25 protein-coding genes are annotated in these 26,729 nt (G+C 38.4%); 22 read left to right on the top strand and 3 right to left on the bottom strand.

What is annotated here, in order from left to right:
- Positions 1-176 precede the first annotated feature (176 nt).
- On the top strand, positions 177-1,301 hold the full coding sequence (locus LCM23_RS11775) for an AI-2E family transporter (RefSeq protein ID WP_224937117.1): 1,125 nt from the start codon (positions 177-179) through the stop codon (positions 1,299-1,301).
- Between the two features lie 312 nt (positions 1,302-1,613).
- Here LCM23_RS11775 and LCM23_RS11770 read toward each other — a convergent pair whose 3' ends face one another.
- Positions 1,614-2,018, bottom strand: coding sequence for a hypothetical protein (locus LCM23_RS11770; RefSeq protein ID WP_224937116.1), 405 nt, complete (start codon positions 2,016-2,018; stop codon positions 1,614-1,616).
- Between the two features lie 267 nt (positions 2,019-2,285).
- On the opposite strand from LCM23_RS11770, the gene uvrB reads away from it, so the two are divergent.
- From uvrB to LCM23_RS11745, 5 genes are all read left to right on the top strand, one after another.
- On the top strand, positions 2,286-4,265 hold the full coding sequence (gene uvrB, locus LCM23_RS11765; RefSeq protein ID WP_224937115.1) for an excinuclease ABC subunit UvrB: 1,980 nt from the start codon (positions 2,286-2,288) through the stop codon (positions 4,263-4,265).
- Positions 4,266-4,274: 9 nt separating this feature from the next.
- Positions 4,275-7,154 (top strand): excinuclease ABC subunit UvrA, encoded by a 2,880-nt coding sequence (gene uvrA, locus LCM23_RS11760; RefSeq protein ID WP_224937114.1) that lies wholly within the window; start codon positions 4,275-4,277, stop codon positions 7,152-7,154.
- Positions 7,155-7,301: 147 nt separating this feature from the next.
- Positions 7,302-7,646, top strand: a complete 345-nt coding sequence (locus tag LCM23_RS11755) for a hypothetical protein (protein ID WP_095371868.1) — start codon at positions 7,302-7,304, stop codon at positions 7,644-7,646.
- Positions 7,647-8,068: 422 nt separating this feature from the next.
- Positions 8,069-9,181 (top strand): DUF4097 family beta strand repeat-containing protein, encoded by a 1,113-nt coding sequence (locus tag LCM23_RS11750; RefSeq protein WP_224937113.1) that lies wholly within the window; start codon positions 8,069-8,071, stop codon positions 9,179-9,181.
- Positions 9,182-9,199: 18 nt separating this feature from the next.
- The gene (locus LCM23_RS11745) at positions 9,200-9,544 is read left to right on the top strand and encodes a phage holin family protein (RefSeq protein ID WP_095371870.1); all 345 of its coding nucleotides are present in this window, start codon (positions 9,200-9,202) and stop codon (positions 9,542-9,544) included.
- 20 nt (positions 9,545-9,564) lie between these two features.
- Here the strand turns inward: LCM23_RS11745 and LCM23_RS11740 are convergent, their stop codons facing one another.
- Positions 9,565-10,188 carry a TetR/AcrR family transcriptional regulator gene (locus LCM23_RS11740; RefSeq protein ID WP_224937112.1) on the bottom strand — a complete coding sequence of 208 codons (624 nt, stop codon included), beginning with the start codon at positions 10,186-10,188 and terminating at the stop codon, positions 9,565-9,567.
- A 157-nt stretch (positions 10,189-10,345) separates the two neighbouring features.
- Between LCM23_RS11740 and LCM23_RS11735 the strand changes: the two genes are divergently transcribed.
- Positions 10,346-11,128: an SDR family oxidoreductase gene (locus LCM23_RS11735; RefSeq protein WP_224937111.1), complete on the top strand. Its 783-nt coding sequence runs from the start codon at positions 10,346-10,348 to the stop codon at positions 11,126-11,128.
- A 162-nt stretch (positions 11,129-11,290) separates the two neighbouring features.
- On the opposite strand, the gene nagA is transcribed toward LCM23_RS11735, so the two are convergent.
- Complete coding sequence (gene nagA, locus LCM23_RS11730) at positions 11,291-12,448, bottom strand: N-acetylglucosamine-6-phosphate deacetylase (protein WP_224937110.1); 1,158 nt, start codon at positions 12,446-12,448, stop codon at positions 11,291-11,293.
- Positions 12,449-12,686: 238 nt separating this feature from the next.
- On the opposite strand from nagA, the gene hprK reads away from it, so the two are divergent.
- The 15 genes from hprK to trxB all read left to right on the top strand — a co-directional run bounded on the left by hprK (position 12,687) and on the right by trxB (position 26,602).
- Positions 12,687-13,622, top strand: coding sequence for an HPr(Ser) kinase/phosphatase (hprK, locus tag LCM23_RS11725; RefSeq protein WP_095371874.1), 936 nt, complete (start codon positions 12,687-12,689; stop codon positions 13,620-13,622).
- A 34-nt stretch (positions 13,623-13,656) separates the two neighbouring features.
- On the top strand, positions 13,657-14,493 hold the full coding sequence (gene lgt / locus LCM23_RS11720) for a prolipoprotein diacylglyceryl transferase (protein ID WP_224937109.1): 837 nt from the start codon (positions 13,657-13,659) through the stop codon (positions 14,491-14,493).
- Between the two features lie 27 nt (positions 14,494-14,520).
- Positions 14,521-15,459, top strand: a complete 939-nt coding sequence (locus tag LCM23_RS11715) for a nucleoside recognition domain-containing protein (RefSeq protein ID WP_224937302.1) — start codon at positions 14,521-14,523, stop codon at positions 15,457-15,459.
- Positions 15,452-16,102: a pyrophosphatase PpaX gene (gene ppaX, locus LCM23_RS11710; protein WP_224937108.1), complete on the top strand. Its 651-nt coding sequence runs from the start codon at positions 15,452-15,454 to the stop codon at positions 16,100-16,102. Before LCM23_RS11715 ends, ppaX begins: the two co-directional genes overlap by 8 nt.
- Positions 16,099-16,602 carry an acyltransferase gene (locus LCM23_RS11705; protein ID WP_224937107.1) on the top strand — a complete coding sequence of 168 codons (504 nt, stop codon included), beginning with the start codon at positions 16,099-16,101 and terminating at the stop codon, positions 16,600-16,602. The genes ppaX and LCM23_RS11705 overlap by 4 nt, the downstream gene beginning before the upstream one ends.
- 573 nt (positions 16,603-17,175) lie before the next feature.
- Positions 17,176-18,357 (top strand): ATP phosphoribosyltransferase regulatory subunit, encoded by a 1,182-nt coding sequence (locus LCM23_RS11700; RefSeq protein WP_224937106.1) that lies wholly within the window; start codon positions 17,176-17,178, stop codon positions 18,355-18,357.
- On the top strand, positions 18,354-18,998 hold the full coding sequence (hisG, locus tag LCM23_RS11695) for an ATP phosphoribosyltransferase (protein ID WP_224937105.1): 645 nt from the start codon (positions 18,354-18,356) through the stop codon (positions 18,996-18,998). The genes LCM23_RS11700 and hisG overlap by 4 nt, the downstream gene beginning before the upstream one ends.
- On the top strand, positions 18,999-20,288 hold the full coding sequence (gene hisD / locus LCM23_RS11690; RefSeq protein WP_224937104.1) for a histidinol dehydrogenase: 1,290 nt from the start codon (positions 18,999-19,001) through the stop codon (positions 20,286-20,288). It abuts the gene before it with no gap.
- Positions 20,285-20,872, top strand: a complete 588-nt coding sequence (hisB, locus tag LCM23_RS11685) for an imidazoleglycerol-phosphate dehydratase HisB (protein ID WP_224937103.1) — start codon at positions 20,285-20,287, stop codon at positions 20,870-20,872. Before hisD ends, hisB begins: the two co-directional genes overlap by 4 nt.
- Positions 20,873-21,511, top strand: a complete 639-nt coding sequence (gene hisH / locus LCM23_RS11680; protein WP_224937102.1) for an imidazole glycerol phosphate synthase subunit HisH — start codon at positions 20,873-20,875, stop codon at positions 21,509-21,511.
- On the top strand, positions 21,508-22,239 hold the full coding sequence (gene hisA, locus LCM23_RS11675) for a 1-(5-phosphoribosyl)-5-[(5-phosphoribosylamino)methylideneamino]imidazole-4-carboxamide isomerase (RefSeq protein WP_224937101.1): 732 nt from the start codon (positions 21,508-21,510) through the stop codon (positions 22,237-22,239). The genes hisH and hisA overlap by 4 nt, the downstream gene beginning before the upstream one ends.
- Positions 22,229-22,987 (top strand): imidazole glycerol phosphate synthase subunit HisF, encoded by a 759-nt coding sequence (hisF, locus tag LCM23_RS11670; RefSeq protein WP_224937100.1) that lies wholly within the window; start codon positions 22,229-22,231, stop codon positions 22,985-22,987. The genes hisA and hisF overlap by 11 nt, the downstream gene beginning before the upstream one ends.
- Complete coding sequence (gene hisIE / locus LCM23_RS11665) at positions 22,984-23,622, top strand: bifunctional phosphoribosyl-AMP cyclohydrolase/phosphoribosyl-ATP diphosphatase HisIE (RefSeq protein WP_224937099.1); 639 nt, start codon at positions 22,984-22,986, stop codon at positions 23,620-23,622. Before hisF ends, hisIE begins: the two co-directional genes overlap by 4 nt.
- Positions 23,623-24,058: 436 nt before the next feature.
- Positions 24,059-25,555 carry a tetratricopeptide repeat protein gene (locus tag LCM23_RS11660; protein ID WP_224937098.1) on the top strand — a complete coding sequence of 499 codons (1,497 nt, stop codon included), beginning with the start codon at positions 24,059-24,061 and terminating at the stop codon, positions 25,553-25,555.
- A gap of 93 nt (positions 25,556-25,648) precedes the next feature.
- Positions 25,649-26,602, top strand: a complete 954-nt coding sequence (gene trxB, locus LCM23_RS11655; protein WP_224937097.1) for a thioredoxin-disulfide reductase — start codon at positions 25,649-25,651, stop codon at positions 26,600-26,602.
- The last annotated feature ends 127 nt before the right edge of the window (positions 26,603-26,729 follow it).

The following is a 26,729-nucleotide window of genomic DNA, read 5'->3' as shown; positions in this document are numbered from 1 at the left end:
TATTTGTCGAAAAAAATTCATGGAAAATATCCTTATGAGGCGACATTTTGTGGTGGAATGCATTACAATAATACATACAAATAAATCCTATTGGTTTTCCTTTTTGAGAAAAAGGGAACTACATATGAAAATGTAGTCTATAGAGAAAAATTTATTTTTTGGGAAAAGGTGAGAATGTGAACAAGAAGAAATTCCAGTACTGGTCTCTTCAAATTCTAATTATTGTGTCCGTCATTTTTGTAGCTTCAAAAATTTCTTTTTTATTTGAACCGATTGGAATCTTTTTTTCCACGTTGTTCTTCCCTATTATTATCTCGGGGTTCTTATTCTTCATTTTAAATCCATTTGTGCATTTAATTGAAAAAGCAAAAATACCTAAGATATTATCGATCATTTTACTATTTGCAATTGTTGCTGGATTGATGGTGCTTGTTGTTAGTATTTTTGTACCAAAAATTTCAGCCCAATTGGCAGGGTTATTAAATGAACTACCTACCTATGTTAAACAAACAGAACAGTTCTTTAACAACTTCTCGCAATCTGAGGGTTATCGCTGGTTAATGAATCAAGATTATGTAACACAAGAAGAAATAATGGGTTATTTAGTTGATTACGCTAATCAACTTCCACAAAGGATTACGAATGGTCTCAGCGATTTAGTTGGATTAGTTGCAAATATAGCCATTACGATTATTACTGTACCATTCCTTTTATTCTTTATGTTAAAAGACGGGGAGAAGTTCCCACCTGCACTAGGGAAATTTGTTCCCAAAAGTTATCGTGCTGAAGCAATTGATACATTAAAAGAAACAGGTAAAACTCTTTCTTCTTATATTCAAGGTCAGATTACGGTCGCATTATTCGTCGGGACAGCGTCTTTTATTGGTTTCTTAATTATTGACCTACCATACGCAATTGTTTTGGCATTAATTATTTCAGTAACGAATATTATTCCTTATGTTGGACCATTTATTGGTGGCGCACCGGCGGTTATAGTTGGTCTATTTGAATCGCCTACGATGGCGATTTTAGCAATAATAGTCATCGTCGTCGCACAACAATTAGAAGGTAATTTAATTTCACCATTAATTTTAGGGAAAACATTAAATACCCATCCAGCAACAATCATTATTATCTTATTGGTAGCAGGAAACTTAGCTGGTATATTAGGCATGTTACTTGCTGTACCAACATACGCCGTTGGGAAAACCATTGTTTTAAGCGGTGTTCAATTTATAAAAGCAAGGAAAATGGCAAAAGAGATGGAAGCTGAAAAAGGTCCGCATCCAGCAGATATATAAATAAGTAGAACCCCATCAAAGTGAGATGGGGTTCTACTTTTCTTAGGGGAAAGCGTTTAGTTTTAAAGTTTTTAATAAAAGAAATGTTAACTAATCAGATTGAGAAGGATGAGCTGAGGTGCGTGTGGTTGATTAAGAAGATGGGAATGAACTATCTTTTATTTTAGTGGGTGGTTGTAATTGACTTGTTTATAACTTTTGATTCAATCATTGTATGTTCAATTAAACTTGGTTAGGTTTTCAAGTTTACTAGATGCCCCTAACTATGGACCCATTCTATTACCCGTTTATGTAGAAGGAAATGCCATCCATTTAGCTAACCCAAATCCAAATACTAAATACACCTATGGGGAATAGAAAAAAGAGAGGGATAAGCCATTTTCGATATTTATAACTAAATGTATAATCTCCTTTTTTACGGTCAAAGGTGTTTTTTGAAAAGAGGATCCTGTAGGTGAAAAAAACGTAAATGATAACGAACAGCAGTAGAAATGTAACGAGAAAAAGCCATTTCATATCAACGAAGCCCAAGTTTGTGACACGAAGTATTTCTGCAATAACAAAAAGCCCCGAAAGACATACAGCACCAACAATTTTAATGACGAAGTCTTTTTCATATGCTTTTTCCTCGTCATTACTGTTCATATAATCTTTAATGGTTTTTAGGGCATAAATAAAAACGGCTAGCCACGCGAATGCAAAAATAAAACCAAACAAAAAATCACCTCGTCTATTTCGCCATATAACAAAAGACGATTATATATAGAATAAAGTTTCAAAATAAATGAAAAGTTAATTTGGACCTTCATACCCTTTTATATTAATCCTAACCTTCTTTTCATCTCTTTGTCGAATGATAATCGAATATTTGTTCGCTTTTTTGTGGTTTAGATAAGAGGATTTGTGGTAGAATGAGGATATAGAAAATCGGAATGCAATAATGATTAGACACGCTTTACTTTTTACATAGAGGAGGTTTCTGATTTGGATCAAACATTTGAGTTAGTTTCAAAATATTCCCCACAAGGTGATCAACCTGCAGCGATTAAAGAGCTTGTAAATGGGATTCAAGAGGGGAAAAAGCATCAGACATTACTAGGTGCAACTGGAACCGGGAAAACGTTCACTGTTTCTAACGTCATTAAAGAAGTGAATAAACCAACGTTAGTAATTGCTCATAATAAGACGTTAGCAGGTCAATTATATAGTGAATTTAAAGAGTTCTTCCCCAATAATGCGGTAGAGTATTTTGTTAGTTACTATGACTACTATCAACCAGAAGCATATGTTCCATCCACTGACACATTTATTGAGAAAGATGCGAGTATTAATGATGAAATAGATAAGCTCCGTCATTCAGCTACCTCCTCATTATTTGAAAGAAATGATGTTATTATCATCGCCAGTGTTTCTTGCATTTATGGTTTAGGATCCCCTGAGGAATATAGAGAACTTGTCTTAAGCTTAAGAACGGGAATGGAAATAGAGCGAAATCAATTATTAAGGAAACTAGTCGACATACAATATGAGCGCAATGATATGAACTTTATACGTGGGACATTTCGTGTACGTGGTGATGTCGTAGAGATATTCCCTGCTTCGAGAGACGAGCATTGTTTACGTGTGGAGTTTTTTGGAGATGAAATAGATCGGATTCGGGAAGTCGATGCTTTGACCGGAGAAATATTAGGCGATCGTGATCATGTAGCCATTTTCCCGGCATCTCACTTCGTTACCCGAGAAGAGAAAATGCGTGTAGCTATCGAAAATATTGAAAAAGAATTAGAAGAAAGACTGGCATACTTACATGAAGAAGGTCATTTATTACAGGCACAACGCCTAGAACAAAGAACGCGATATGATCTAGAGATGATGAGAGAGATGGGTTTTTGTTCAGGGATTGAAAACTACTCTCGTCATTTAACTCTTCGTCCAGCTGGTTCAACTCCTTATACTTTACTTGACTACTTTCCAAAGGACTTCTTACTTGTTATTGATGAATCTCATGTGACATTGCCGCAAATAAGAGGGATGTATAATGGTGACCAAGCCCGTAAGAATGTATTAGTAGAACATGGTTTTCGTCTTCCTTCTGCAATGGATAACCGTCCTCTTACTTTTTCTGAGTTTGAAGATCATATTAGCCAGATTGTTTATGTTTCTGCGACTCCAGGTCCATATGAATTAGAACAAACACCTGAAATGATTGAACAAATCATTAGACCTACTGGATTGTTAGATCCTATTATTGATGTCCGACCAATAGACGGCCAGATTGATGATTTAATTGGAGAAATTAATGACAGAATTGAGAAAAATGAACGTGTTCTCATTACGACTTTAACGAAAAAAATGTCTGAGGATTTAACGGATTATTTAAAGGAAATTGGTATGAAGGTTCAATACCTACATTCCGAAGTGAAAACCCTTGAGAGAATTGAGATTATTAGGGAGCTTCGTATGGGTACCTATGATGTGTTAATAGGTATTAATTTATTGCGAGAAGGGCTTGATATTCCAGAAGTTTCACTCGTAGCGATCCTTGATGCCGACAAAGAAGGATTTTTACGTTCAGAACGTTCACTTATCCAAACGATTGGGCGTGCTGCTCGTAATGCAAATGGTCAAGTTATAATGTATGCTGACCGAATGACAGACTCGATGACAAAAGCTATAAGTGAAACGAAACGCCGCCGTAGCATCCAAGAAGATTACAACATAGAACACGGTATCACGCCACAGACGATACAAAAAGAAATTCGTGATGTGATTAGAGCGACACAAGCAGCGGAAACGCCAGAGGAGTATAATAGTGCTGATAAATTAAGTCAATTAAATAAAAAAGAACGTCAAAAATTAATAGCAGATATGGAGAAAGAGATGAAGACTGCAGCAAAGGATTTAAATTTCGAACGAGCGGCAGAGCTTCGTGATCTTATTCTTGAACTGAAGGCGGAAGGATGATGAACGGAAATGGCAATGGAGAAATTGATTGTAAAAGGTGCTAGGGCACATAATTTAAAAAATGTCGATGTAACAATCCCAAGGGATAAGCTTGTTGTCCTAACGGGATTATCAGGATCGGGAAAATCGTCCTTAGCGTTTGATACGATTTATGCAGAAGGACAGCGCCGTTATGTTGAATCCCTCTCTGCCTATGCAAGACAGTTCTTAGGACAAATGGATAAGCCGGATGTAGATACGATTGAAGGTTTATCTCCTGCGATTTCTATAGACCAAAAAACAACTAGTAAAAACCCTCGTTCAACGGTAGGAACTGTAACAGAAATCTATGATTATTTACGTCTATTATTTGCGAGAGTAGGACACCCAACCTGCCCTAATCATAATATAGAAATTTCTTCTCAAACTGTTGAACAAATGGTAGATCGCATTATGGAATATCCGGAAAGAACAAGATTGCAAGTACTGGGACCTGTTGTGTCTGGTAGAAAAGGAACACATGTAAAGGTATTAGAAGAGGTAAAGAAACAAGGGTTTGTTCGTGTTCGGGTTGATGGTGATATGCTCGATTTAGGAGAAGAAATCGAGCTTGAGAAAAATAAAAAACATTCTATTGAAGTGGTTATTGACAGAATTGTTGTGAAGGAGGGCGTGGAGGCCAGATTAGCTGACTCGCTCGAAACAGCACTGAAAATGGGAGAAGGAAAAGTCATAGTTGATGTGATTGGAGAAGAGGAATTATTATTCAGTGAAAATCATGCTTGTCCTATTTGTGGTTTTTCAATTGGAGAACTTGAACCGAGAATGTTCTCTTTTAATAGTCCTTTCGGTGCCTGTCCCGATTGTGATGGCTTAGGTGTAAAGCTAGAAGTAGATCCGGATTTAGTCATCCCTAATAAAGATCTCACTTTGAAGCAGCATGCGATTGCACCTTGGGAACCGAATAGTTCACAATACTATCCACAGCTTTTGGAAGCAGTATGTACGCATTATGGCATTGATATGGATATCCCCGTATCAGCTATTCCAGATGAACAAATAGATAAAATCCTTTATGGTTCTGGTAAGGAAAAAATATATTTTAAATATGAAAATGATTATGGCCAAGTGCGTGAATCACATATTGCCTTTGAAGGTGTGATGAATAATATCAAGAGAAGATATAAGGAGACAAGCTCTGATTATATTCGTGAACAGATGGAGAAGTACATGGGGGAACATAAATGTCCTACGTGTAAAGGCTACCGTCTAAAGAAAGAAAGCTTAGCAGTCTTGATTGATGGACATCATGTTGGAAAGCTTACAGATTTATCTGTTGAAGAAGCTTATGACTTTTTTGGGCAATTACACTTAACAGAAAAAGAAATGAAAATTGCTAATTTGATCATGAGAGAAATTAAAGAACGTCTTGGATTTCTTATTAACGTTGGCTTGGATTATTTAACGCTCAGCCGGGCTGCTGGAACTCTCTCAGGTGGAGAAGCCCAACGAATTCGTTTAGCAACCCAAATTGGTTCACGGTTGACTGGAGTGTTGTATATTCTTGATGAACCTTCTATTGGATTGCATCAAAGGGATAATGACCGATTAATCGAAACGTTAAAGAACATGCGTGATATCGGTAATACGTTAATTGTGGTAGAGCATGATGAAGATACGATGCTTGCAGCGGATTATTTAATTGATGTGGGTCCAGGTGCAGGGGTGCATGGTGGTGAAATTGTTTCCAAAGGTACACCAGAAGAAGTTATGAAAGATGATTACTCTTTAACCGGTCAATATTTATCAGGGAAAAGATTTATCCCACTGCCGATAGAAAGAAGAAAAGGTGACGGTCGTTTTATTGAGATTAAAGGGGCTAAAGAGAATAACTTGAAGAATGTGAACGTCAAGTTCCCTCTTGGTACATTCACGGCTGTGACTGGTGTCTCAGGCTCAGGGAAGAGTACGTTAATCAATGAGATTCTCCATAAAAGCTTAGCGCAAAAACTACATCGAGCGAAAAGTAAGCCGGGTGCACATAAGGAAGTGAAAGGAATTGATCAATTAGACAAAGTCATAGATATTGATCAATCGCCTATCGGAAGAACGCCACGTTCTAATCCGGCTACCTATACAGGAGTATTCGATGACATTCGTGATGTGTATGCTTCTACAAATGAAGCAAAAGTTAGGGGCTATAAGAAGGGGCGCTTTAGTTTTAACGTCAAAGGTGGCCGTTGTGAGGCCTGTCGTGGAGATGGGATTATTAAAATCGAAATGCATTTTCTTCCTGATGTATATGTGCCATGTGAAGTCTGCCATGGAAAACGTTATAATCGCGAGACGTTAGAAGTTAAATATAAAGGGAAGAGTATTGCAGAAATCTTAGAAATGACCGTGGAAGATGCACTTACCTTCTTTGAAAATATCCCTAAAATTCGTCGTAAGTTGCAAACAATCTATGATGTTGGATTGAGTTATGTTAAATTGGGCCAACCAGCGACAACCTTATCAGGTGGTGAAGCACAAAGGGTAAAACTGGCTTCTGAACTACATCGTCGTTCTAATGGTAAATCATTTTATATTTTAGATGAACCAACCACGGGCTTGCATGTCGATGATATAGCTCGTTTACTTAATGTCTTGCAGCGCCTTGTTGAAAATGGAGATACAGTGCTCGTGATTGAACATAATTTAGATGTAATTAAAGCTGCTGACCATTTAATTGATTTGGGTCCTGAAGGTGGACTTAAAGGGGGGACAATCCTAGCTACAGGTACTCCTGAAGTGATTGCAGAAACAGCCGAGTCTTATACAGGAAAATATTTAAAACCGATTCTTCAACGTGATCGCAAAAGAATGAAAGAGCAAATTGAGCATAAAGAAGCAAGTGTAACGAATGCTTAATGGTTTTAATAGAAAATACCACGGGTCTATCGGCTCGTGGTATTTCCTATTAAAAAAGATAAAGATTTGTAACTCTATAGCAAAAGGGATGTAACTATCCTTCGTTATAATCATAGTATTATAAGGGGAGAGGGTGACTATACGATTATGGAAGATTATTTAGCTAAATCATTAGAGGAATGGAAAGAAGATATCTCTGAAGTGCTTAGTCAAATTAATGAGGAATATGATCAAATTAAGCTTGAGCTAAAACTTTACTCCTATAAATATGGAATAACTAAACAAGTCATTCAATCTACTGTCAACGATGAGATTATTGAAAGTATAAGAGAACGTTATCACAGACCGTTTGAAGAGAAGTATAATGATTTGAAGGAGCATGCAAAAGATTTGGAAGAAAAAAGAAAAGTATTTCAAATGTTCGTTAACAAGATTGATGAGGTTAAGCGTAAGGAATCTCCTCGCACAACTGACTTGGCGGCTTATCAATAAATTTTTATAGGTACATAGCTTAAGTAGGTCCTAGGTCATAAATATCCAGGACCTGTTTGGGTTTTACTAATTTAATTCGCAACGATTTACTTTCTTTAACTCTTCATTTTCCCTATACCACAGGAAACGAACCTTCAAATCTAGACCTCATGACATAAATCCCAGTCAGACTTGAGACTGGTTTTTTTATTTAAGTGAAACTTTTGCCCCTGACTATCGTACAATTGAGTAAAGAAAAATTGAAGTATAAGCCTAATTTTCGCTGATTAGGGGTAAAAATGAAATATAACCAACTTTCATTTTTCAATACTAATCATGCTGGAGATTGTCCTAAGCATACTTATTAGATATTGATACTTATTTAGCCTAAGATAAAAAGGATAATAGGGCATAGACAAAATGAACCTTATGGAGGGAATAGAATGAAGGAAGAAAGAAAACGCATTTTAAAAATGGTGGAGGATGGAAAATTATCTGTTGAAGAAGCTTTAACTTTATTAGAGAAATTAGAAAAAGCCGAAAATACGGCTGAGCAAAAGCAAGAAGAAATTATTAAAGAATTGTCTACAGCAGTAAAATTTGAAGAAGAGAAAAAAGAAGAACCTTTTAATTATAAATTTAATTCAGCAAAAGATAAGATCATTGATTTTGTCGACTCTGCATTTAAAAAGATTAAAGATGTCGATTTAGACTTTAACTTCGGACAGTCACATAGTATATCCCATATCTTCCATCAATCTGACGGTACCTTTAATGAAATTGAAGTAGATGTCGCAAACGGAGCTATCAAAGTTGTACCGTGGTCACAGACTGATGTAAGAGCAGAGTGTGAAGTAAAAGTGTATCGTGCGGAGTCTCAAGATGAGGCTCGGAAAAAATTCTTGGAGGATGCTGTATTTACCGTTGTAGATGATAAGCTGAAGTTCTCTACTCAACAAAAATGGATAAAGTTAGATGCGATACTATATGTACCTGAGAAGGAATATAATAAATTAAAACTTCGTACCTTTAATGGAACGATTGAAAGTGAAAAGCTAAAAGCGAAAACCTTTAAGGCAAAAACGGCAAACGGTAAAATTACAGCAAAGCAATTACAAAGTAAACATGCAGAGTTAGAAACCGTTCATGGAAAAATTCATGTTGAAAATGGCACGGTTGATATACTTGAAGCAGAGACGATAAACGGTGCTGTACATGTAGATGGAGATTATGAGAGAGTGAATGCACATTCTTTTAATGGGAATGTAGCTTGTGCTGTTGGGGGTTCCCGCTGTGAATCGATTGAAGCAAAAGCAACAACTGGAAATGTAGAAGTAACGCTTCCCCCGTTTGCAGAAGTAAGTGGTGAACTTAAAACGAATTTAGGAAGTTTTGATATTCATATTGAGGGAATTGAGATATTAGAGGAAAAGAGTGATGTTATTCAGAAGGTGCTTCGTTTCCGCTCTATTAAAGATCCTCAAGGTGGTTTAAGGTTAAATGCAGATACAAAAACAGGGTCTGTCACAGTAAAAAAATCTAGCTCAGTTTTCTAATGGAAAGGTGTCATATGTATGAAATGGTTAATTGGTATTGTCATTAATGCCATATTATTTATTGCTTTATCTGGCTTTATAGGAGATTCTTTTTATTTATCAGGTTTCGGATCTGCCTTGTTAGCTAGTTTTATCCTATCCATTCTTAATATAATTGTTAGACCGATATTGATTTTATTGACATTACCAATTACGGTCATTTCGTTAGGGTTATTTTTATTCGTTATCAATGCAGTAACCTTAATGATTACGAGTGGATTAATGGGAGATACTTTTGAGATTGCCGGCTTTGGCACAGCTATTCTGGTGGCAATTATTATGTCAGTAGCAAATTTGATTATACAAAAGGTTCTCTGGGATTAAGTAAAAACACACCGCCTTTTTTAAATGGGTGGTGTGTTTTTGCTTTTAGTTGCAATTGAAAACTCCTTAGCAAATGAATGTAATATTTGAATCAAGCGCAGACTCATGTCATCAGGGCTGACATCATAACCATTTTCAATCCAGTTGACGAGTAGTCCTGCTGTCCCATGGGCCATATAGAGTTTATGGACCGAGTAGTTAATATCTAGTTGATTAATCGCTGATAAGATAAAACTCTCCTCCAATACTTCATAAATCGCTTTAGGTAGATCTCGATGCAATCCTGGGATGGTATCGTTTTTTAATAAAAGATTGAAATAAGCTTGCTCAGAGTATATGAAGTGTGTTAGTTCAAATGATTTTGGATCCATCTCGGTAATACTGATGGCTTTGCCTCTTTCATATTTATTCATGCTTTTTTCTTTTACTTGTTTGAACATTTCTCTTTGCAATTCATCCGTTAGGCATTGCTTATCTTGAAAATGAAGATAAAACGTCGTGCGATTATAATCGGCTCGCTTAATAATATCCGTCACTGTTACATGGCTATAGCCTTTTTCATGAATAAGGTCAATGAAAGCTTTTTTGAAAGAGGATTTCGTCCGCTCACTTTGCTTAGAGATATTACTTTTATACTCAACCAATGTATTTTTCCTCCTAAAATAAACACATTATAGTAATGTGTAGATTCTATCGACAAATTCAAAAGAATTACTGATTGTTGCTAATTATGAATCCGTTTACACTAAAAGAGAAGTTGTGAAAATAGTACCACAACGCATATGAAAGGGGTAGTTTTATATGAATCGTTTTGAAGATAAAGTCGTTATCATTACAGGTGGGGGATCTGGCCTTGGTAGAGCGGCAGCAAATCAAGTAGCAGTAGAAGGCGGTAAACTTGTTTTAGTAGATTTAAATGCAAAAGGCTTAGAGGAAAGTAAACAAGAAATACTTACAGCAGCACCTCAAGCAGAGATAGAAACAATCGAAGCGAACGTAGCGAATGAAGAAGATGTAAAAAAATACGTGGCGTTTGCTGTTGAGAAATTTGGTAAAATCGATGGCTTCTTCAATAATGCAGGCATCGAAGGGAAACAAAACTTAACAGAAGACTTCGGTATCGAAGAATTCCAACGTGTAGTTGATATTAACTTAAACGGCGTATTTTACGGTATGAAGCATGTGTTAAAAGTGATGAAAGAACAAGGTCATGGTTCAATTGTTAATACCGCTTCCGTTGGTGGAATCCGTGGAGTTGGTAATCAATCAGGGTATGCTGCAAGTAAACATGGTGTAGTAGGCTTAACAAGAAACTCTGGAATCGAATATGGCCAATTTGGTGTAAGTATTAAAGCAATCGCTCCTGGTGCGATTATGACGCCGATGGTTGAAGGATCATTGAAACAAATGGGCGGAGACAATTGGGAAGAAGCAGGAAAAGAATTTGTTAGCGTCAATCCAATGAAACGCTTTGGTAAACCAGAAGAAGTCGGCTACCTAGTAGCATTCTTACTATCAAACCAAGCAGACTTCATTAATGCAACGGTTGTACCGATCGATGGTGGACAATCTTATAAATATTAATAATGATGAATGAAGCAGGGAGATGAGACATCTTCCTGCTTTTTTGAGCTTAAAATCTAATAACACCTTCGATTCAAGCAAAAACCACGTCGACTACCAAAGAGCCTATAAATCACCGTACAATATAGAATAGTCTTTGAATCCCCGGGCAGAATGCCTTAATTACATCCTTTCACCTTTACAAAAGGTATCTATTACATATAATTCCCTATTTAAAATCACTAAATCAGCTTCCTTGCCACGATCGATACTACCGATGCAATGAAACTGGCCGATTTTCTTTGCTGGGTTGACGGTAGCCATATGGATGGCTTCATGCAAAGCGATATCAGTAAAATGTATCATATTTTTAATCGCTTCATTCATCTTTAGTATACTTCCGGCAAGCGTTCCATCGACTAATGTCGCTACACCTGATTGCAGATGAACTGTTTGTCCACCTAACTCATATTCCCCATCTTCCATATGCTTTGCCCTTATACTGTCAGTAATTAAAATCAGGCTTTGATATCCTTTAACCTTCAACAGCAGTTGAATCATTTCTGGGCTAATATGTAGACCATCGGCAATGATTTCGGCAGTAAAGGAATCAAGTAAAAGTGCGGCACCTGCTGTCCCAATTTCGCGATGATGTATGCCAAGCATACCATTGAAGAGGTGAGTCATATGAGAGACGCCGTAAGAATGAACGGTTTCGACTTGTTCGTAAGTAGCTTCTGAATGACCAATTGATGGGATGGCTCCGTCTGCAATTATTTGGTGTAATAACCTTTGGTGTGGATCCATTTCGGGTGCATACGTAACCAGTTTTATTTGACCTTGAGCCAGTGATTGCCAGTAGGAAAATAAATGGGGATTGGACTCTTGTATATCTGCTTTTGGCTGTGCACCTGCCTGATGTAGATTGATAAAAGGGCCCTCTAGATGTATGCCAAGTACTTTTGCCCCTTTATAAGCATGAAAACGGGCGATATTTTCAATGGCTTGAGTTATTTTTTTTGTTGGAGAAGTAATGGTTGTTGCTAAGAAACTTGTTGTTCCTTCTTTAGGTAATATCTGTGAAATGGTCTTTAAGGCAGTGGCTGTACCATCCATCGCATCGGCACCAGCCACACCATGTATATGGAGATCAATAAAGCCAGGACTAATATAGCTACTGTTTTTTAAATCATATATGTAATCGTAGCGAGTAGTCTGTGGACATGAAGCCATTTCACCGAAATCTTCAATCAGATGGCCATTTAATGTTAGATAACTGTTTGGTGAAACATAATGTTGAAAAATAATATCGGCATTAATAAAAAGGGTCTTCTTATCCATTAACTAAAATCCCTCCCTTTTGTTCAATGTATTGATTAGTCATTCTCTCCATTTATTTCGTTTCAGTGTATAATAAACAACGAGAGTCGACAATGATATGGAACGGGTTTTTTCGTATACAATGACAGTTTCAATTTAAAGCGTTTGGTTCTCGCGTAAAAAGTGCTAAAATAAAAAACGTATCAGATGAGAATGGATGAAAGAAGAATAGATAACTACAGGATAAGGAGGGGTAAGAGTGGCAAAGGTTCGCACAAAGGATGTTATCGAAAAATTCGGGTTAGAATTACTAAGCGGTGAAGAAGGTATCAACCGTCCGATTGTTACGAGTGATATTTCTCGACCAGGTCTTGAATTGGCTGGCTATTTTGATTATTTTCCGGCAGAACGCATACAATTATTAGGGAAAACAGAACTGTCATTTGCTGAAAAACTAAATGACGAAGAGAGAGAAGCAAGACTGGAGATGCTATGCTCTGACATTACTCCAGCAATCATTATTACGAGAGAGCTAGAAGTACCAGAAGAATTACTTGAAGCGGCTGAGAGAGAAGCCGTACCGATTTTAAGAACAAAGCAAAAAACCACGCGTTTTTCTAGCCTTTTGACGAATTTCCTAGAAAGTAAGTTAGCCCCTACGACTGCCATCCATGGAGTGTTAGTCGATATATATGGCGTGGGAGTCCTCATTACAGGAAAGAGTGGTGTCGGTAAGAGTGAGACGGCATTAGAACTTGTCAAAAGAGGACATCGCTTAGTAGCGGACGATTGTGTAGAAATTAGACAAGAAGATGAGGACACATTAGTCGGTAGTGCACCAGAACTCATTGAGCATTTATTAGAAATTCGTGGACTTGGTATTATTAATGTCATGACTTTATTTGGTGCAGGTGCCATTCGCCGATTTAAAAAGATTTCCCTTGTGATGGATTTAGAAATATGGGATGCTCAAAAACAGTATGATCGTTTAGGTTTAGAAGAAGAAAAGATGAAGATTATTGATACGGAGTTAATTAAAATGACCATTCCTGTCCGCCCAGGTCGAAACTTAGCGGTTATTATTGAGGTAGCGGCAATGAATTTTAGATTAAAACGTATGGGTGTAAATGCAGCAGAGCAATTTACAAATCGTTTAACGGATGTAATTGAAGATGGCGATCATGAAGATCGTTGAGATTTATTAATACATAATTAAAGGAGATATGACTATGTTGTTAACAGTGGCGCCAATTGATCCGGTTGCCTTTAGTTTAGGGCCATTGTCTGTTAGATGGTATGGCTTAATCATCGGTATCGGCATTGCACTCGGTCTTATTTTGGCGATGAGAGAGTCAGAGAAAAGAGGACTAGGTAAGGATTTATTTGCTGATTTATTGTTATGGGCTATTCCGATTTCAATTATTTGTGCAAGGATTTATTATGTGATCTTTGAATGGGACTACTATTCTCAGTATCCAGGTGAAATCATTAAAATTTGGAACGGAGGCATCGCCATTCACGGTGCATTAATCGGAGCAGTTGTCACTGCGATTATTTTTGCAAAGAAGCGTGGTGTATCCTTTTGGCAATTAGCGGATATTGCTGCACCTAGTATCATCCTCGGCCAAGCCATTGGACGTTGGGGGAATTTCGTCAACCAAGAGGCGCATGGTAGTGAAGTAAGTCGACAATTCTTAGAAAACATGCATCTACCAGAATTCATTATTAACGGGATGTATATTAATGGGGCTTATTATCATCCGACATTTTTATATGAGTCAGTTTGGAATTTCGCTGGATTTGCACTGCTACTACTACTAAGACGTGCTAATTTAAAAAGAGGGGAATTATTCCTTAGCTACGTGATTTGGTACTCTATCGGTAGATACTTTATCGAGGGAATGAGAACCGATAGCTTAATGGTGACTGAAATGTTAAGAGCAGCACAAATGCTATCGATCATATTAATAGTTGGGGCTATCGTAATTATTATATATAGAAGAATAAGTGGGAATGCAAAAGAGAGGTATTTAGATCCTCCACAGAAACAAGCAAAAGCAAAGTAAGGGTCAGCAGAGGGGGAGTAGCAGGTGATACATTCTGTTAAAGCAGGATTAAAGGTTGGTTTTAAGACGACTTGGACATTGGGGAAAATTATCTTTCCTGTTACGTTAATTGTGGCGTTATTGCAACATACGCCAGTTTTACCATGGGTGATTGAATTAATCGCACCGATTATGGGAATATTTGGTCTATCGGGGGATGCGGCCATTCCTTTAGTTTTAGGAAACTTCTTGAATGTTTATGCTGGTATTGGTGCGATTCTCACGTTGGATTTAACGGTAAAAGAAGTATTTATACTAGCAGTCATGCTTTCGTTTTCTCATAACTTACTGATTGAAACAAGTGTAGCCATGAAAGTAGGCGTTAAACTATGGATTGTGCTCGCTGTTCGGCTCGGTTTAGCCTTTCTATCGGGGATTATTATTAATCTCGTTTGGAATGGCGGTTCTGAGATGGCAGAGTATGGTTTTGTTGGAGCAAGCGAAGAAACGATTGAAGGCATATGGCCGATTGTATGGAATGCAGTAGAAAAAGCAGGTCTCGGTATTTTTCAATTAGCGATTATTGTCATTCCATTAATGGTAATTGTACAGATTATGAAAGACCGTAAATGGCTTGCAGTATTTTCTAAATGGATGGCCCCATTAACAAGAAAGCTAGGGATGAGAGAAAATACATCGACAACTTTAGCATCAGGATTATTGTTTGGCTTAGCATTTGGAGCCGGTGTGATGATTCAAGCAGTAGAAGAGGATGGCGTTAGTCAAAAAGATGTCACTTTAGCGTTTATTTTCTTAGTAGCTTGTCATGCGGTTGTGGAGGATACTCTTATCTTTATACCTTTAGGAATACCTGTGTTACCACTTCTTCTTATTCGCATCGTAGTCGCTGTGATTTTAACAATGATTGTCGGGATGATTTGGAGGAAGCTTGAAGCAACACCGAGAAAGGAAGCGTATTATGGCTAAAATTGATACAATATTATTCGATTTAGATGGAACGTTAATAGATACGAATGAACTAATTATCTCTTCATTTTTGCATACATTAAATCATTATTATCCAGATAGCTATCAGCGTCAGGATGTACTACCTTTTATGGGTCCAACATTAGTCGAGACATTTACATCAATTGATAGGGACCGTGCGGATGAGATGGTTCATATGTATCGTACATTTAATAAAGAAAACCATGATGTATTAGTGAAAGAGTTTTCAGGCGTGTATGAGACGGTCCGCACACTAAAGGAATCGGGTTATAAATTGGGCATCGTAACAACAAAGATGCTAGACGTTGTTGAAAAGGGTTTACGCTTAACAAAGCTGGATGAATTTTTTGAAGTGATTGTTGCCCTTGATCATGTAGAAAAGCCTAAACCGGATGCTGAGCCTGTTTTAAAAGCATTATCACTATTGGACTCAGAACCACAAGAAGCCATCATGATTGGTGATAATCATCATGATATTATAGGTGGCAGAAATGCAGGTACGGTGACAGCAGGTGTTGCTTGGTCAAGTAAAGGAAGGGATCATCTTCTTCAATTTGATCCTGACTATATGTTAGAAACAATGCCGGACTTATTAACGATTTTAGAGGAATTAAACAGATGAGGAGAACCGAACGCTATCCTGTTGAAGGAGCGAACTCCCTTTGGCATGTGTATAAAACGGTCCCTTTTTTGAAAGTAGTAAAGAACTTTGTTGTGATTCAGCTGGCACGTTACACCCCGTTCTTAGGGGTGAAAAGCTGGCTTTATCGTACCTTTTTACGGATGAAAATCGGTGAACAGACTTCATTTGCGCTTATGGTAATGCTCGATGTCATGTTCCCAGAGAAAATCAGTGTGGGCCGCAATAGTGTGATTGGATACAATACTACTATTTTAGCCCATGAATATTTGATTAAAGAATATCGTCTGGGAACTGTAGAAATCGGTAACGAAGTCATGATTGGTGCCAACTGCACGATTCTTCCAGGAATAGTAATCGGAGATGGTGCGATCGTTTCCGCTGGTACACTTGTACATAAAGACGTACCCGCTGGTGCTTTCGTAGGTGGTAACCCAATGCAAATCATATTTACAAAAGAAGAAATGGAACAACGGTCATAAGCATCTGCTAACTTCACTTTCGAAAAGAAAGGGGGACAGCGGATGTTTTTTTTGTTACGGATGAAGGTTAACAAGAAAAAAAGACTGAGGTACGTAAAAAGATTTTTACAGACAGATTTGGCGCCAAGGTGCCATGCCCTCGCATGACATGAAGATTCACCAGTTTCGTGAGGTCGCTCGAAGCGGATAACAGCGCAAAGGAGAAAATCCTACTGCCCGTTTAGATTATCGTAAATAAGGACCTGACTCCCTCGTCCCCTTTTTAGCAATGAAACGAGCTTTTGCACTCCTCCTGTTTTGTTTTCTCACACCTGCCCCTTAAAGATAAGGACGTTGAACAAAAGTAGAACCCTCCATTATCGTAAACGCCCTGAAGTTGAGACTATGGCAACAAGCGGGATCATTACATCCCCATTAGAATATTTTAGATTACATCCCTTTGTTGTGAATTTCTTTCATTTTTCTCAAAATTAAGTGTTTAGGGTTGACGTTTAGAGGTGAGAAGCGTACACTACTAAGTAACTTCAATTTATTAGCATGGTAGCGAACTAAAGTAAAAATGAGGTGAACGAGTTGAGTCGGTTATTTATGTTTGAAAAGCCTTTAGGCATGAGGGATACATTGCCTAATCTATATATGATGAAAGAAGAAGTACGGGTGACAATGGCCAATGAAATGAAACGCTGGGGCTATCAATTTATTGAAACGCCTACGTTGGAATATTACGAGACAGTTGGTACGGCTTCAGCTATTCTCGATACACAATTGTTTAAACTGCTGGATCATGAGGGACATACACTTGTACTAAGACCAGATATGACAGCCCCTATTGCTCGTGTGGCTGCGTCTAAGTTATTAAAGGAAAAGTTGCCACAGCGTTTAGCTTATTCGGCTAATGTGTTTCGGGCACAACAGCGAGAAGGTGGACGGCCGGCAGAATTTGAGCAAATCGGTGTCGAATGTATTGGTGATCCAACAGTTAGTGCGGATGGAGAGTGCTTAGGATTAATATCCTCCGCTCTAATGAAAACAGGATTGGAGCAGTTCCAGATTTCCGTTGGTCATATTGCCTTTGTAAGGAGTTTTTTCCAAGAGATACTCGGTACAGATGAAAGAGTGGAGCAATTGATGCGATTCCTCTATGAGAAAAATTATGTTGGTTATCGTGTACATGTAGATCAGCTATCATTGTCATCTATTGATAAACAAAGGTTAAAACAGTTTCTAAAATTAAGAGGCGGACCAGAAGTCATTAAGGAAGCGGAAGGCCTATTAGAGTGCAATGCAGGCGTCGAAGCGTTAAATGAATTGAAAACCTTATGGGGAATTATAGCTGACTATCAACAGGATGCCCTCATAAAATTGGACCTAACATTAGTCAGTCATATGAGTTATTACACAGGTATTGTTTATGAAGTGTATGCAGGTAATGTTGGTTTTCCAATTGGCAGCGGTGGGCGGTATGATTTATTACTAGAAAAGTTTGGGAAAGCCAAAAGTGCAACTGGCTTTGCCATTCGATTAGATCATTTACTTGAATCGTTAGACAAACCATTTGAACAACCACCTCTTTCCTGTATTGTGTTTAGTTTAGAAAGAAGAAAAGAAGCTTTTATGTTAGCTGAACAGCAACGACTTGAAGGGAAGAAAGTCGTTTTGCAAGATATTAATGGCGTAGAAGATATTGATGCTTGTTCAGCACTTTATGAAGATATCACTTATTTAGTTGGTAAACAGAAGGAGGGGTCGCGATGAAGGATTGGTTAACAGTTGCGATGCCAAAAGGAAGAATTTTTACTGAGGCAGCGGAGATGTTGAGAATGGCTGGCTTCGAGTTGCCTCCTGAATTCGATGATTCGCGGAAATTAATTATCGATGTACCTGAAGAGTGTTTCCGCTTTATTTTAGCTAAACCGATGGATGTGCCAACATATGTGGAATATGGTGTTGCCGATCTTGGAATAGCCGGGAAAGATGTCATGCTTGAAGAAGAACGTGATGTATATGAATTGCTTGATTTACAGATTAGTGCTTGCTATTTAGCTGTTGCTGGCTTGCCTCATACGCAAATGAATGATGTCGCACCGAAAATCGCTACGAAATACCCGAATGTAGCAGCGGCTTATTTCCGTGAACAAGGTGAGCAAGTCGAGATTATTAAATTAAACGGTTCGATTGAATTGGCACCGCTTATTGGTTTAGCTGATCGTATTGTTGATATTGTTTCTACAGGAAGAACATTAAAAGAAAATGGATTAATAGAATATGAAGACATCGTCAATATTACATCAAGGCTCATCGTCAATCCGGTTAGTTACCGCATGAAAGACGCACGTATAAGTGATGTGGTTGAGAGACTGACAGAAGTGATCGAGCAGGAAAAGGTGGTTAAGTAAGTGGACATATTAAAAGTAACAAACGACCTTTCTATCAAGCGTTCCATTGACGGTGGGACAGAAGAACAAAGGCAAACAGTAAAGGAAATCATAGCAGCTGTACGTCAAGAAGGTGATCAAGCGATCATTCGTTATACAGAAAAATTTGATGGGATTCTATTAGATGATTATCAAGTGAAAGCAGCAGAAATAGACCAAGCTTATAGAGAATTATCTAAGGAAACCATTTCAATTATAAAAGAAGCAGCAGAAAATATAAGAAACTATCATATGAAGCAATTGCAAAATTCATGGATGACGACTGAAGTCGATGGCACCTTGCTCGGACAAAAAATAACGCCGATTGATTCTGTTGGTGTATACGTGCCTGGTGGAAAAGCGGCTTATCCATCTTCTGTGTTAATGAATGTTTTGCCGGCAAAAGTAGCAGGAGTAGAAAGAATTGTGATGGTTTCTCCTGTAGAGCGCAAAACAGGAAAAATACCATCTGCTGTCCTTGTTGCAGCGAATATTGCCGGGGTAACAGATATATATAAAGTAGGTGGAGCTCAAGCGGTAGCTGCACTTGCCTATGGTACAGAGACAATCGCACCAGTGGATAAAATAACAGGCCCAGGTAATATTTACGTCGCATTGGCGAAGAGAGAAGTGTATGGTGAGGTCGATATCGATATGATTGCTGGACCAAGTGAAATTGCTATTCTTGCTGATGACTCAGCAATTCCAACCGAAGTAGCAGCAGACTTATTATCACAAGCAGAACATGATGAAATGGCTTGTAGCATCCTTGTTACGAATAGCGAACAACTCGCTAACGAAGTTGCCATCGAGGTGGAAGAACAGTTAGCTACTCTACCAAAATACGATATTGCCAGCCAATCGATTCAACAATTTGGTCGTATTTATGTGACAGAGACGATAGAAGAATCGATTGCAGTGATTAATACAATTGCTCCTGAACATTTGGAGGTTTTAACAGTCAATCCATTATCACTTTTAGGAGCTATCCGCCATGCGGGTGCAATATTCTTAGGTAGATATAGCCCTGAGCCTGTTGGTGATTATTTTGCTGGTCCTAATCATGTCTTACCAACTAACGGCACAGCAAGATTTTCAAGCCCGTTGAATGTGGATGATTTTCGAAAAAAATCGAGCATTATTTACTACAGTGAAAGTAGATTTACAGCAAATGCGGAAAAAATCGCTTCATTTGCAAGACTAGAAGGTTTAGAAGCTCATGCAAGATCGATTGAAAAAAGACTCCAAAGTGAAAGGAAAGAAGGGAAATGACAAGAACGGCTGAGTTGCGAAGAAAGACTAATGAAACAGAAATTCAACTATCACTCAATATTGATGGAGAAGGAACAAGTGATTTGGAGACAGGCGTTCCTTTTATGACACATATGCTTGATTTATTTGCTAAGCATGGGCAATTCGATTTAACGATTGATGCAAAAGGCGATGTCGAAATTGATGATCACCACACGACAGAGGACATAGGGATTTGTCTCGGACAGGCATTGCGAGAGAGCCTTGGTGAAAAAAGAGGAATTAAAAGATACGGCAATGCCTTTGTTCCGATGGATGAAGCACTAGCACAAGTGGTTGTCGACTTAAGTAATCGACCACATTTAGAAATGCGTGCTATCTTTCCTAATCAAAAGGTAGGTACATTTGATACCGAACTAGTGCATGAATTCTTATGGAAATTCGCCCTTGAGGCGAGAATGAATCTTCATGTGATCGTTCACTATGGTCAGAATACCCATCATATGATTGAAGCAGTCTTTAAGGCACTTGGTCGAGCCTTAGATGAAGCAACAACGATTGATCCAAGAATAAAAGGCATTCCTTCCACGAAAGGGATGTTATAAATGATTGCGATCATTGATTATGGAATGGGGAATTTATTCAGTGTCAGTAAAGCACTGGAAAGGTTAGGCGAACCTTATCTGATTACAAATAAAAAGGATGAGATCCTTTTAGCCGATGGTGTGATTGTCCCTGGAGTTGGAGCCATTAGTGATGCCATGCGACTTTTAAATGAGACGGGTATAGCAGATGTCCTCAGAGACTATGCGGCTAGTGGTAAACCAATATTAGGCATTTGCCTAGGGATGCAATTACTGTTTGAAGCAAGTGAAGAAAACGGTGGATGCCGTGGATTGGGATTGCTTCCTGGAACGGTTGTGAAAATACCTGGTGTAACAACTCAAGGTGAAATGTATAAAGTCCCACATATGGGCTGGAACTTATTACAGTTACGACGACAATCAGCGATTTTAAAGGATGTCGAAGAGGGATTTGCATATTTTGTTCATTCTTATTATGTAACAACAGAGACAGATGAAATTATTTTGGCCGATAGCTTATATGATGTTTGTGTCCCAGCAGTTGTAGGAAAAAATAATGTCTTTGGTACTCAATTTCATCCGGAAAAAAGCAGTATGACTGGCATGAAAATCTTAGAAAACTTTACAGTGCTTGTATCAGAAGGGGTGAGTGTAAAATGAGTCTGACCATCTATCCTGCGATTGATATGCGGGGCGGGAAATGTGTTCGTTTATTACAAGGCGACTACGATAAGGAAACGGTATACGGGGACTCTCCTTTTGATATGGCAAAAACCTTTGTAGAAGATGGGGCTAGCTGGGTGCATATGGTGGACCTCGACGGAGCAAAAGCCGGAAAGCCGGAGAACGATCGTTATGTCATTCAAGCAGCAAAGAAGTTAAATGCAAATATCCAAATTGGTGGCGGTATTCGGACCGAGGAAGATATACATTTTTATCTAGATGCTGGGGTATCAAGAGTAATTATCGGCAGTGTAGCCATTTCAAACCCTAAATTTGCTATTGAAATGATTAGGAAGTATAAAGAGCGTATTGTAATTGGTCTAGATGCTAAAGACGGTTTTGTTGCAACAAATGGCTGGTTGAATACATCACAAGCAACAGCTGTTGAGGTGGGCAAACAATTCGCGGACGTCGGTGCTGAAACGTTTATTTTTACAGATATTGCTACAGATGGTACGTTATCTGGGCCGAATATTACAGCAACTGTCCAATTAGCACAAGCGACAGGAAAAGAGGTCATTGCTTCTGGTGGAGTCAGTTCTCTTGCTGATCTCAAATTAATTAACCAAGCAGGTATTCCTGGAGCTATTGTCGGTAAAGCCATCTATGAGGGGCGTTTTACTGTGAAGGAAGCATTGGAAGGGGGGCCTTTTCGTGCTTACTAAACGAATTATTCCTTGTCTCGATGTAAAAGAAGGAAGGGTCGTAAAGGGTATCCAATTTGTTCAATTAAGAGATGCAGGTGACCCAGTGGAATTAGCACGTTTTTATGACGAGCAAGGAGCAGATGAGCTTGTATTTCTTGATATCTCTGCTTCACATGAGGGAAGAAAAACAATGGTTGATGTTGTTCAAGCAGTAGCGGCAGAACTAGCCATCCCTTTTACAGTTGGTGGTGGTATTCATACACTTGATGATATGAAGAAGCTTCTTCGAGCGGGTGCAGATAAAGTTTCATTAAATACCGCAGCTGTCAATCGGCCAGAGTTAATTACAGAAGGTGCTGAATTCTTCGGGGCACAATGTATGGTTGTCGCTGTAGATGCTAAGTACGATCAAGATTGCGGTACATGGGTTGTGTATACACATGGTGGAAGAGTAAAAACAGAGTGGAAAGTGCTTGAGTGGGTTAAAGAAGCCGTGCGAAGAGGTGCTGGTGAAATTCTTCTCACAAGCATGGACTGTGATGGTGAAAAGAAAGGCTTTGATATTGCCTTAACAAAAGCTGTAAGTACGGCAGTAACCGTTCCTGTCATTGCTTCAGGAGGAGCAGGGGGAGCTAGTCATTTTTCTGATATATTCCTTGAAGGGAAGGCAGATGCAGCCCTAGCTGCTTCTATTTTTCATTATAAAGAAACTTCCGTCGCAGAAGTGAAGGCATATATAAAAGATAAGGGAGTGTATGTAAGATGATTGATCAAGTGCAATTTAATGATCAAGGCCTTGTGCCAGCAATTATCCAAGATAGTGAAACGAAAGAAGTCCTAACGCTTGCGTACATGAATAAAGAATCTTTAGCAAAGACGATTGAAACAGGGGAAACTTGGTTTTTCAGCCGTTCACGCAATGAACTTTGGCATAAAGGGGAAACCAGTGGTCACACGCAAAAGGTCGTAGAAATGAAGTGGGATTGTGATCAGGATGCTATTTTAGTACAGGTCTTACCAAATGGTGTTGCCTGCCATAAAGGCGAAATTAGCTGTTTTCATGAAACGATTTATACGGGGAAAGAAAAAGCTGTAATTGCAGATTATCAAATTCTAAAACGGTTGGAAGAAGTTATTGCTGAGCGCGAGCATGCACGTCCCGAAGGAGCTTATACGACCTATTTATTCGAGAGTGGTGTCGACAAAATATTGAAGAAAGTCGGCGAAGAATCAGCAGAAGTAATCATCGCAGCTAAAAATCGTGATCGTGAAGAACTAAAATGGGAATCTGCTGATTTACTTTACCATTTAATGGTGCTTTTACGTGAACAAGAACTGCCATTTGCCGAAGTATTAAACGTCTTGAATAAAAGGCATGAAGAGAAAAAGCCAGTTTCATAAATGGTTGAATGGGACGATTTCTGTAAGTAGAAATTGTCTTTTTTGAGTGCACGATTTTTTAAGATTAGTTTAATCGGGCAAGGAGTACGATCAAATCGTACTTTTCCACTTTTAAATTATTATCAAGATATACCTTGTTAACTACCGTCAATGATATGCACATACAAAACTTATTCTGTACTCTTATTACCTTCTCGTTCAATTTATATGAATGCTAACTAAAGAGTGATGTTCGAGAAATCCGTGCGCTTTATTAGCATGTTACACTTTCTTAATAAAAAAATCATAAAATAGTCACATTTTTGAAAGTGTTGATTTTTTAAGCTGAGTTAGATAATCATGCTATCTTCACTTTTTTCCTTATCTTGTCACCCCCTTCTCGAGCGATTATTCGTATGTTATACTCAATTAGTTAATATATTTTATGGAGGATTCCATGCGTAAAGACTCTAAAGCAAGAGATCATAAAGGAAAAATTTTATCATTTATCCCTACGGGTGAGTATTATTTTTCAAAAGGCATTAAAGCTTACCACCGCAGGGATTTTCATAGAGCGAAGAAGTACCTCCAACGTGCGATGCATTTAGAGCCAGGCGAACCGATGATTGTTTGTCAGTTGGCAGTGGTGCATGCCGAAATGGGAGAATATCAAGATTCCAATCAGCTACTCCGATTAATATTAGAGGAATTAGATGAAGAGATGGTTGAGTGTCACTATTTTTTAGCTAATAACTATGCACATTTAGGTTTTTTCAAAGACGCATACCATCATGCTACATTATATATAGAACTAGATCCAGAAGGCGAGTTTGTTGAAGATACAGAAGAGTTGTTGGAGCTCCTTACGTTAGAGGATGACGATCTAAACGAACATCTATATGAGCAGGACGACTTAATGGTCAAACAGGAACAAGCAAGGGAGTTACTTGAGACCGGTTATTTTCCAAAAGCTGTGGAACTACTCAATGGTGTCATTGAAGAGTACCCAGAATATTGGTCGGCTTATAATAATCTAGCCCTAGCTTATTTTTATCTAGGCGAAACAGATAAAGCCTCGGATGTGTTGAAACAAGTATTTAAAGACAATCCGGGGAATTTGCATGCCCTTTGTAATAAGCTTGTTTTTGCTTTTTACGAAAACGACTTTAAAGAGGTGCGAGCGCTAAAGGATGCTTTATTAAAAGTACATCCCATCTCTGTTGAGCATCAATTTAAATTAGGGGCAACGTTAGCACTTATAGGGGAATATGATAAAGCATATGCATGGCTCGGTCGTCTCTATAAACTAGGGTTTAACGGGGACGCTTCTTTTTACTACTGGCTCGCATACGCTGCCTATCATACTGGTAAAGAGTCAGTGGCTCAAGTGGCGTGGAGAAGGGCTGTTGAATTAAATCCGGAAAAAGAAGGATTGGAGCCTTGGAGCGATACGTCAAAAAGTGCTCAAGGGTTCGAAGATCATGTTTCTTCTATTCAACAAAGGCTAGATAGTGACTATCCAGAAGAACGATTGTTTGCCTTGTTTTTAACAGCAGTTTCAGGTAAAAAGGAACAATTATTAGAATCTGACCGTTTAAAAGGAAATAGGAAGTTCTCTGCGTTAGAGAGGGATTATGTAGCTTATCTAAAATTTGGTGAGGCATCTCAAGATACGTCTACAGCACATGATATAGCTGGATTGCTTTATGAAAATTACTCACCTGTTGGGGCAAAAGAAGCAAGTTTGTATTTAATGTGGTTTTCTGCGTATTTACAGTTAACCCAAGCTGGGGTGACGATTAAAAACCCTCATGCATATGCCGGTGCAATCACTTACTCTTGGCATAAGCTAAGAAATGAGACTGTATCACAAGCAACAATCGCAAAAAATTTCGGAATCTCTACATCAACTTTAAGAAAATATTTGCGATTATTGAATGAATACCTTCGTTGAGCAAAAACTTGGACGTTTTCCTATAAATTTTATAGGATAAAACCAAGAAGGTCATAATAGAACAGAAGGCTTCAAGACAAAGGAGTGGGAATGATGGCTGAAGAAAAAATTTACGATGTCATTATTGCAGGAGCAGGTCCAGCAGGAATGACCGCGGCAGTATATACATCTCGTGCAAATTTATCAACATTAATGCTTGAACGCGGGGTACCAGGCGGACAAATGGCGAATACAGAAGAAGTGGAGAACTATCCAGGATTTGATCATATTCTTGGACCTGAACTTTCTACAAAAATGTTCGATCATGCGAAAAAATTTGGTGCGGAATATGCATATGGAGATATTAAAGAAATCATCGATGGCAAGGAATATAAAACAGTCATTGCTGGTTCTAAAGAATACAAAGCACGTGCGGTTATTATTACAACAGGTGCAGAATATAAAAAACTAGGTATTCCTGGTGAAAAAGAGTTAGGCGGCCGCGGTGTTTCTTATTGCGCGGTTTGTGACGGTGCATTCTTTAAAGAAAGAGAACTAGTAGTTATTGGTGGAGGCGACTCTGCTGTTGAAGAAGGTGTTTACTTAACACGATTTGCAAGTAAAGTAACCATCATTCACCGTCGTGATAAATTACGTGCACAACAAATCTTACAACAACGTGCCTTTGATAATGATAAAATTGATTTCATTTGGAACCATACAGTGAAAGAAGTTAACGATAAGGACGGAAAAGTAGGCAGTGTCACGATTGTATCAACAGAAACAGGTGAAGAAAAAGAATTCAAAGCGGATGGCGTGTTCGTTTACATCGGTATGAATCCACTATCGAAACCATTTGCAAGCCTTGGTATTACGAATGAAGAAGGCTATATCGTAACCAATGACCAAATGGAAACGAATGTTCCTGGTATCTTCGCTGCTGGAGATATTCGTGAAAAAACATTGCGTCAAATCGTTACCGCAACAGGCGATGGTAGCATTGCCGCTCAAGCTGCTCAGCACTATATTGAAGAGCTGCAAGAAAGTCTAAAAACAGCTACAAATTAACGAAAAAGGGGATCATAATCCAACTTTATTCATCATTTACAAAAAGTCATTTCGTTTTAACTCTACTGTAACCTGGGTGAAACAAATTTCGGTTATGATAATAATAGAAATTGACCCCCTTTTAAAG

The organism is Cytobacillus kochii (assembly GCF_020171845.1).
Taxonomy (GTDB): Bacteria; Bacillota; Bacilli; order Bacillales; family Cytobacillaceae; genus Cytobacillus; species Cytobacillus kochii.
The sequence above is the reverse complement of the archived record's forward strand: the minus strand, read 5'-3'. Positions and strand labels throughout refer to the sequence as shown.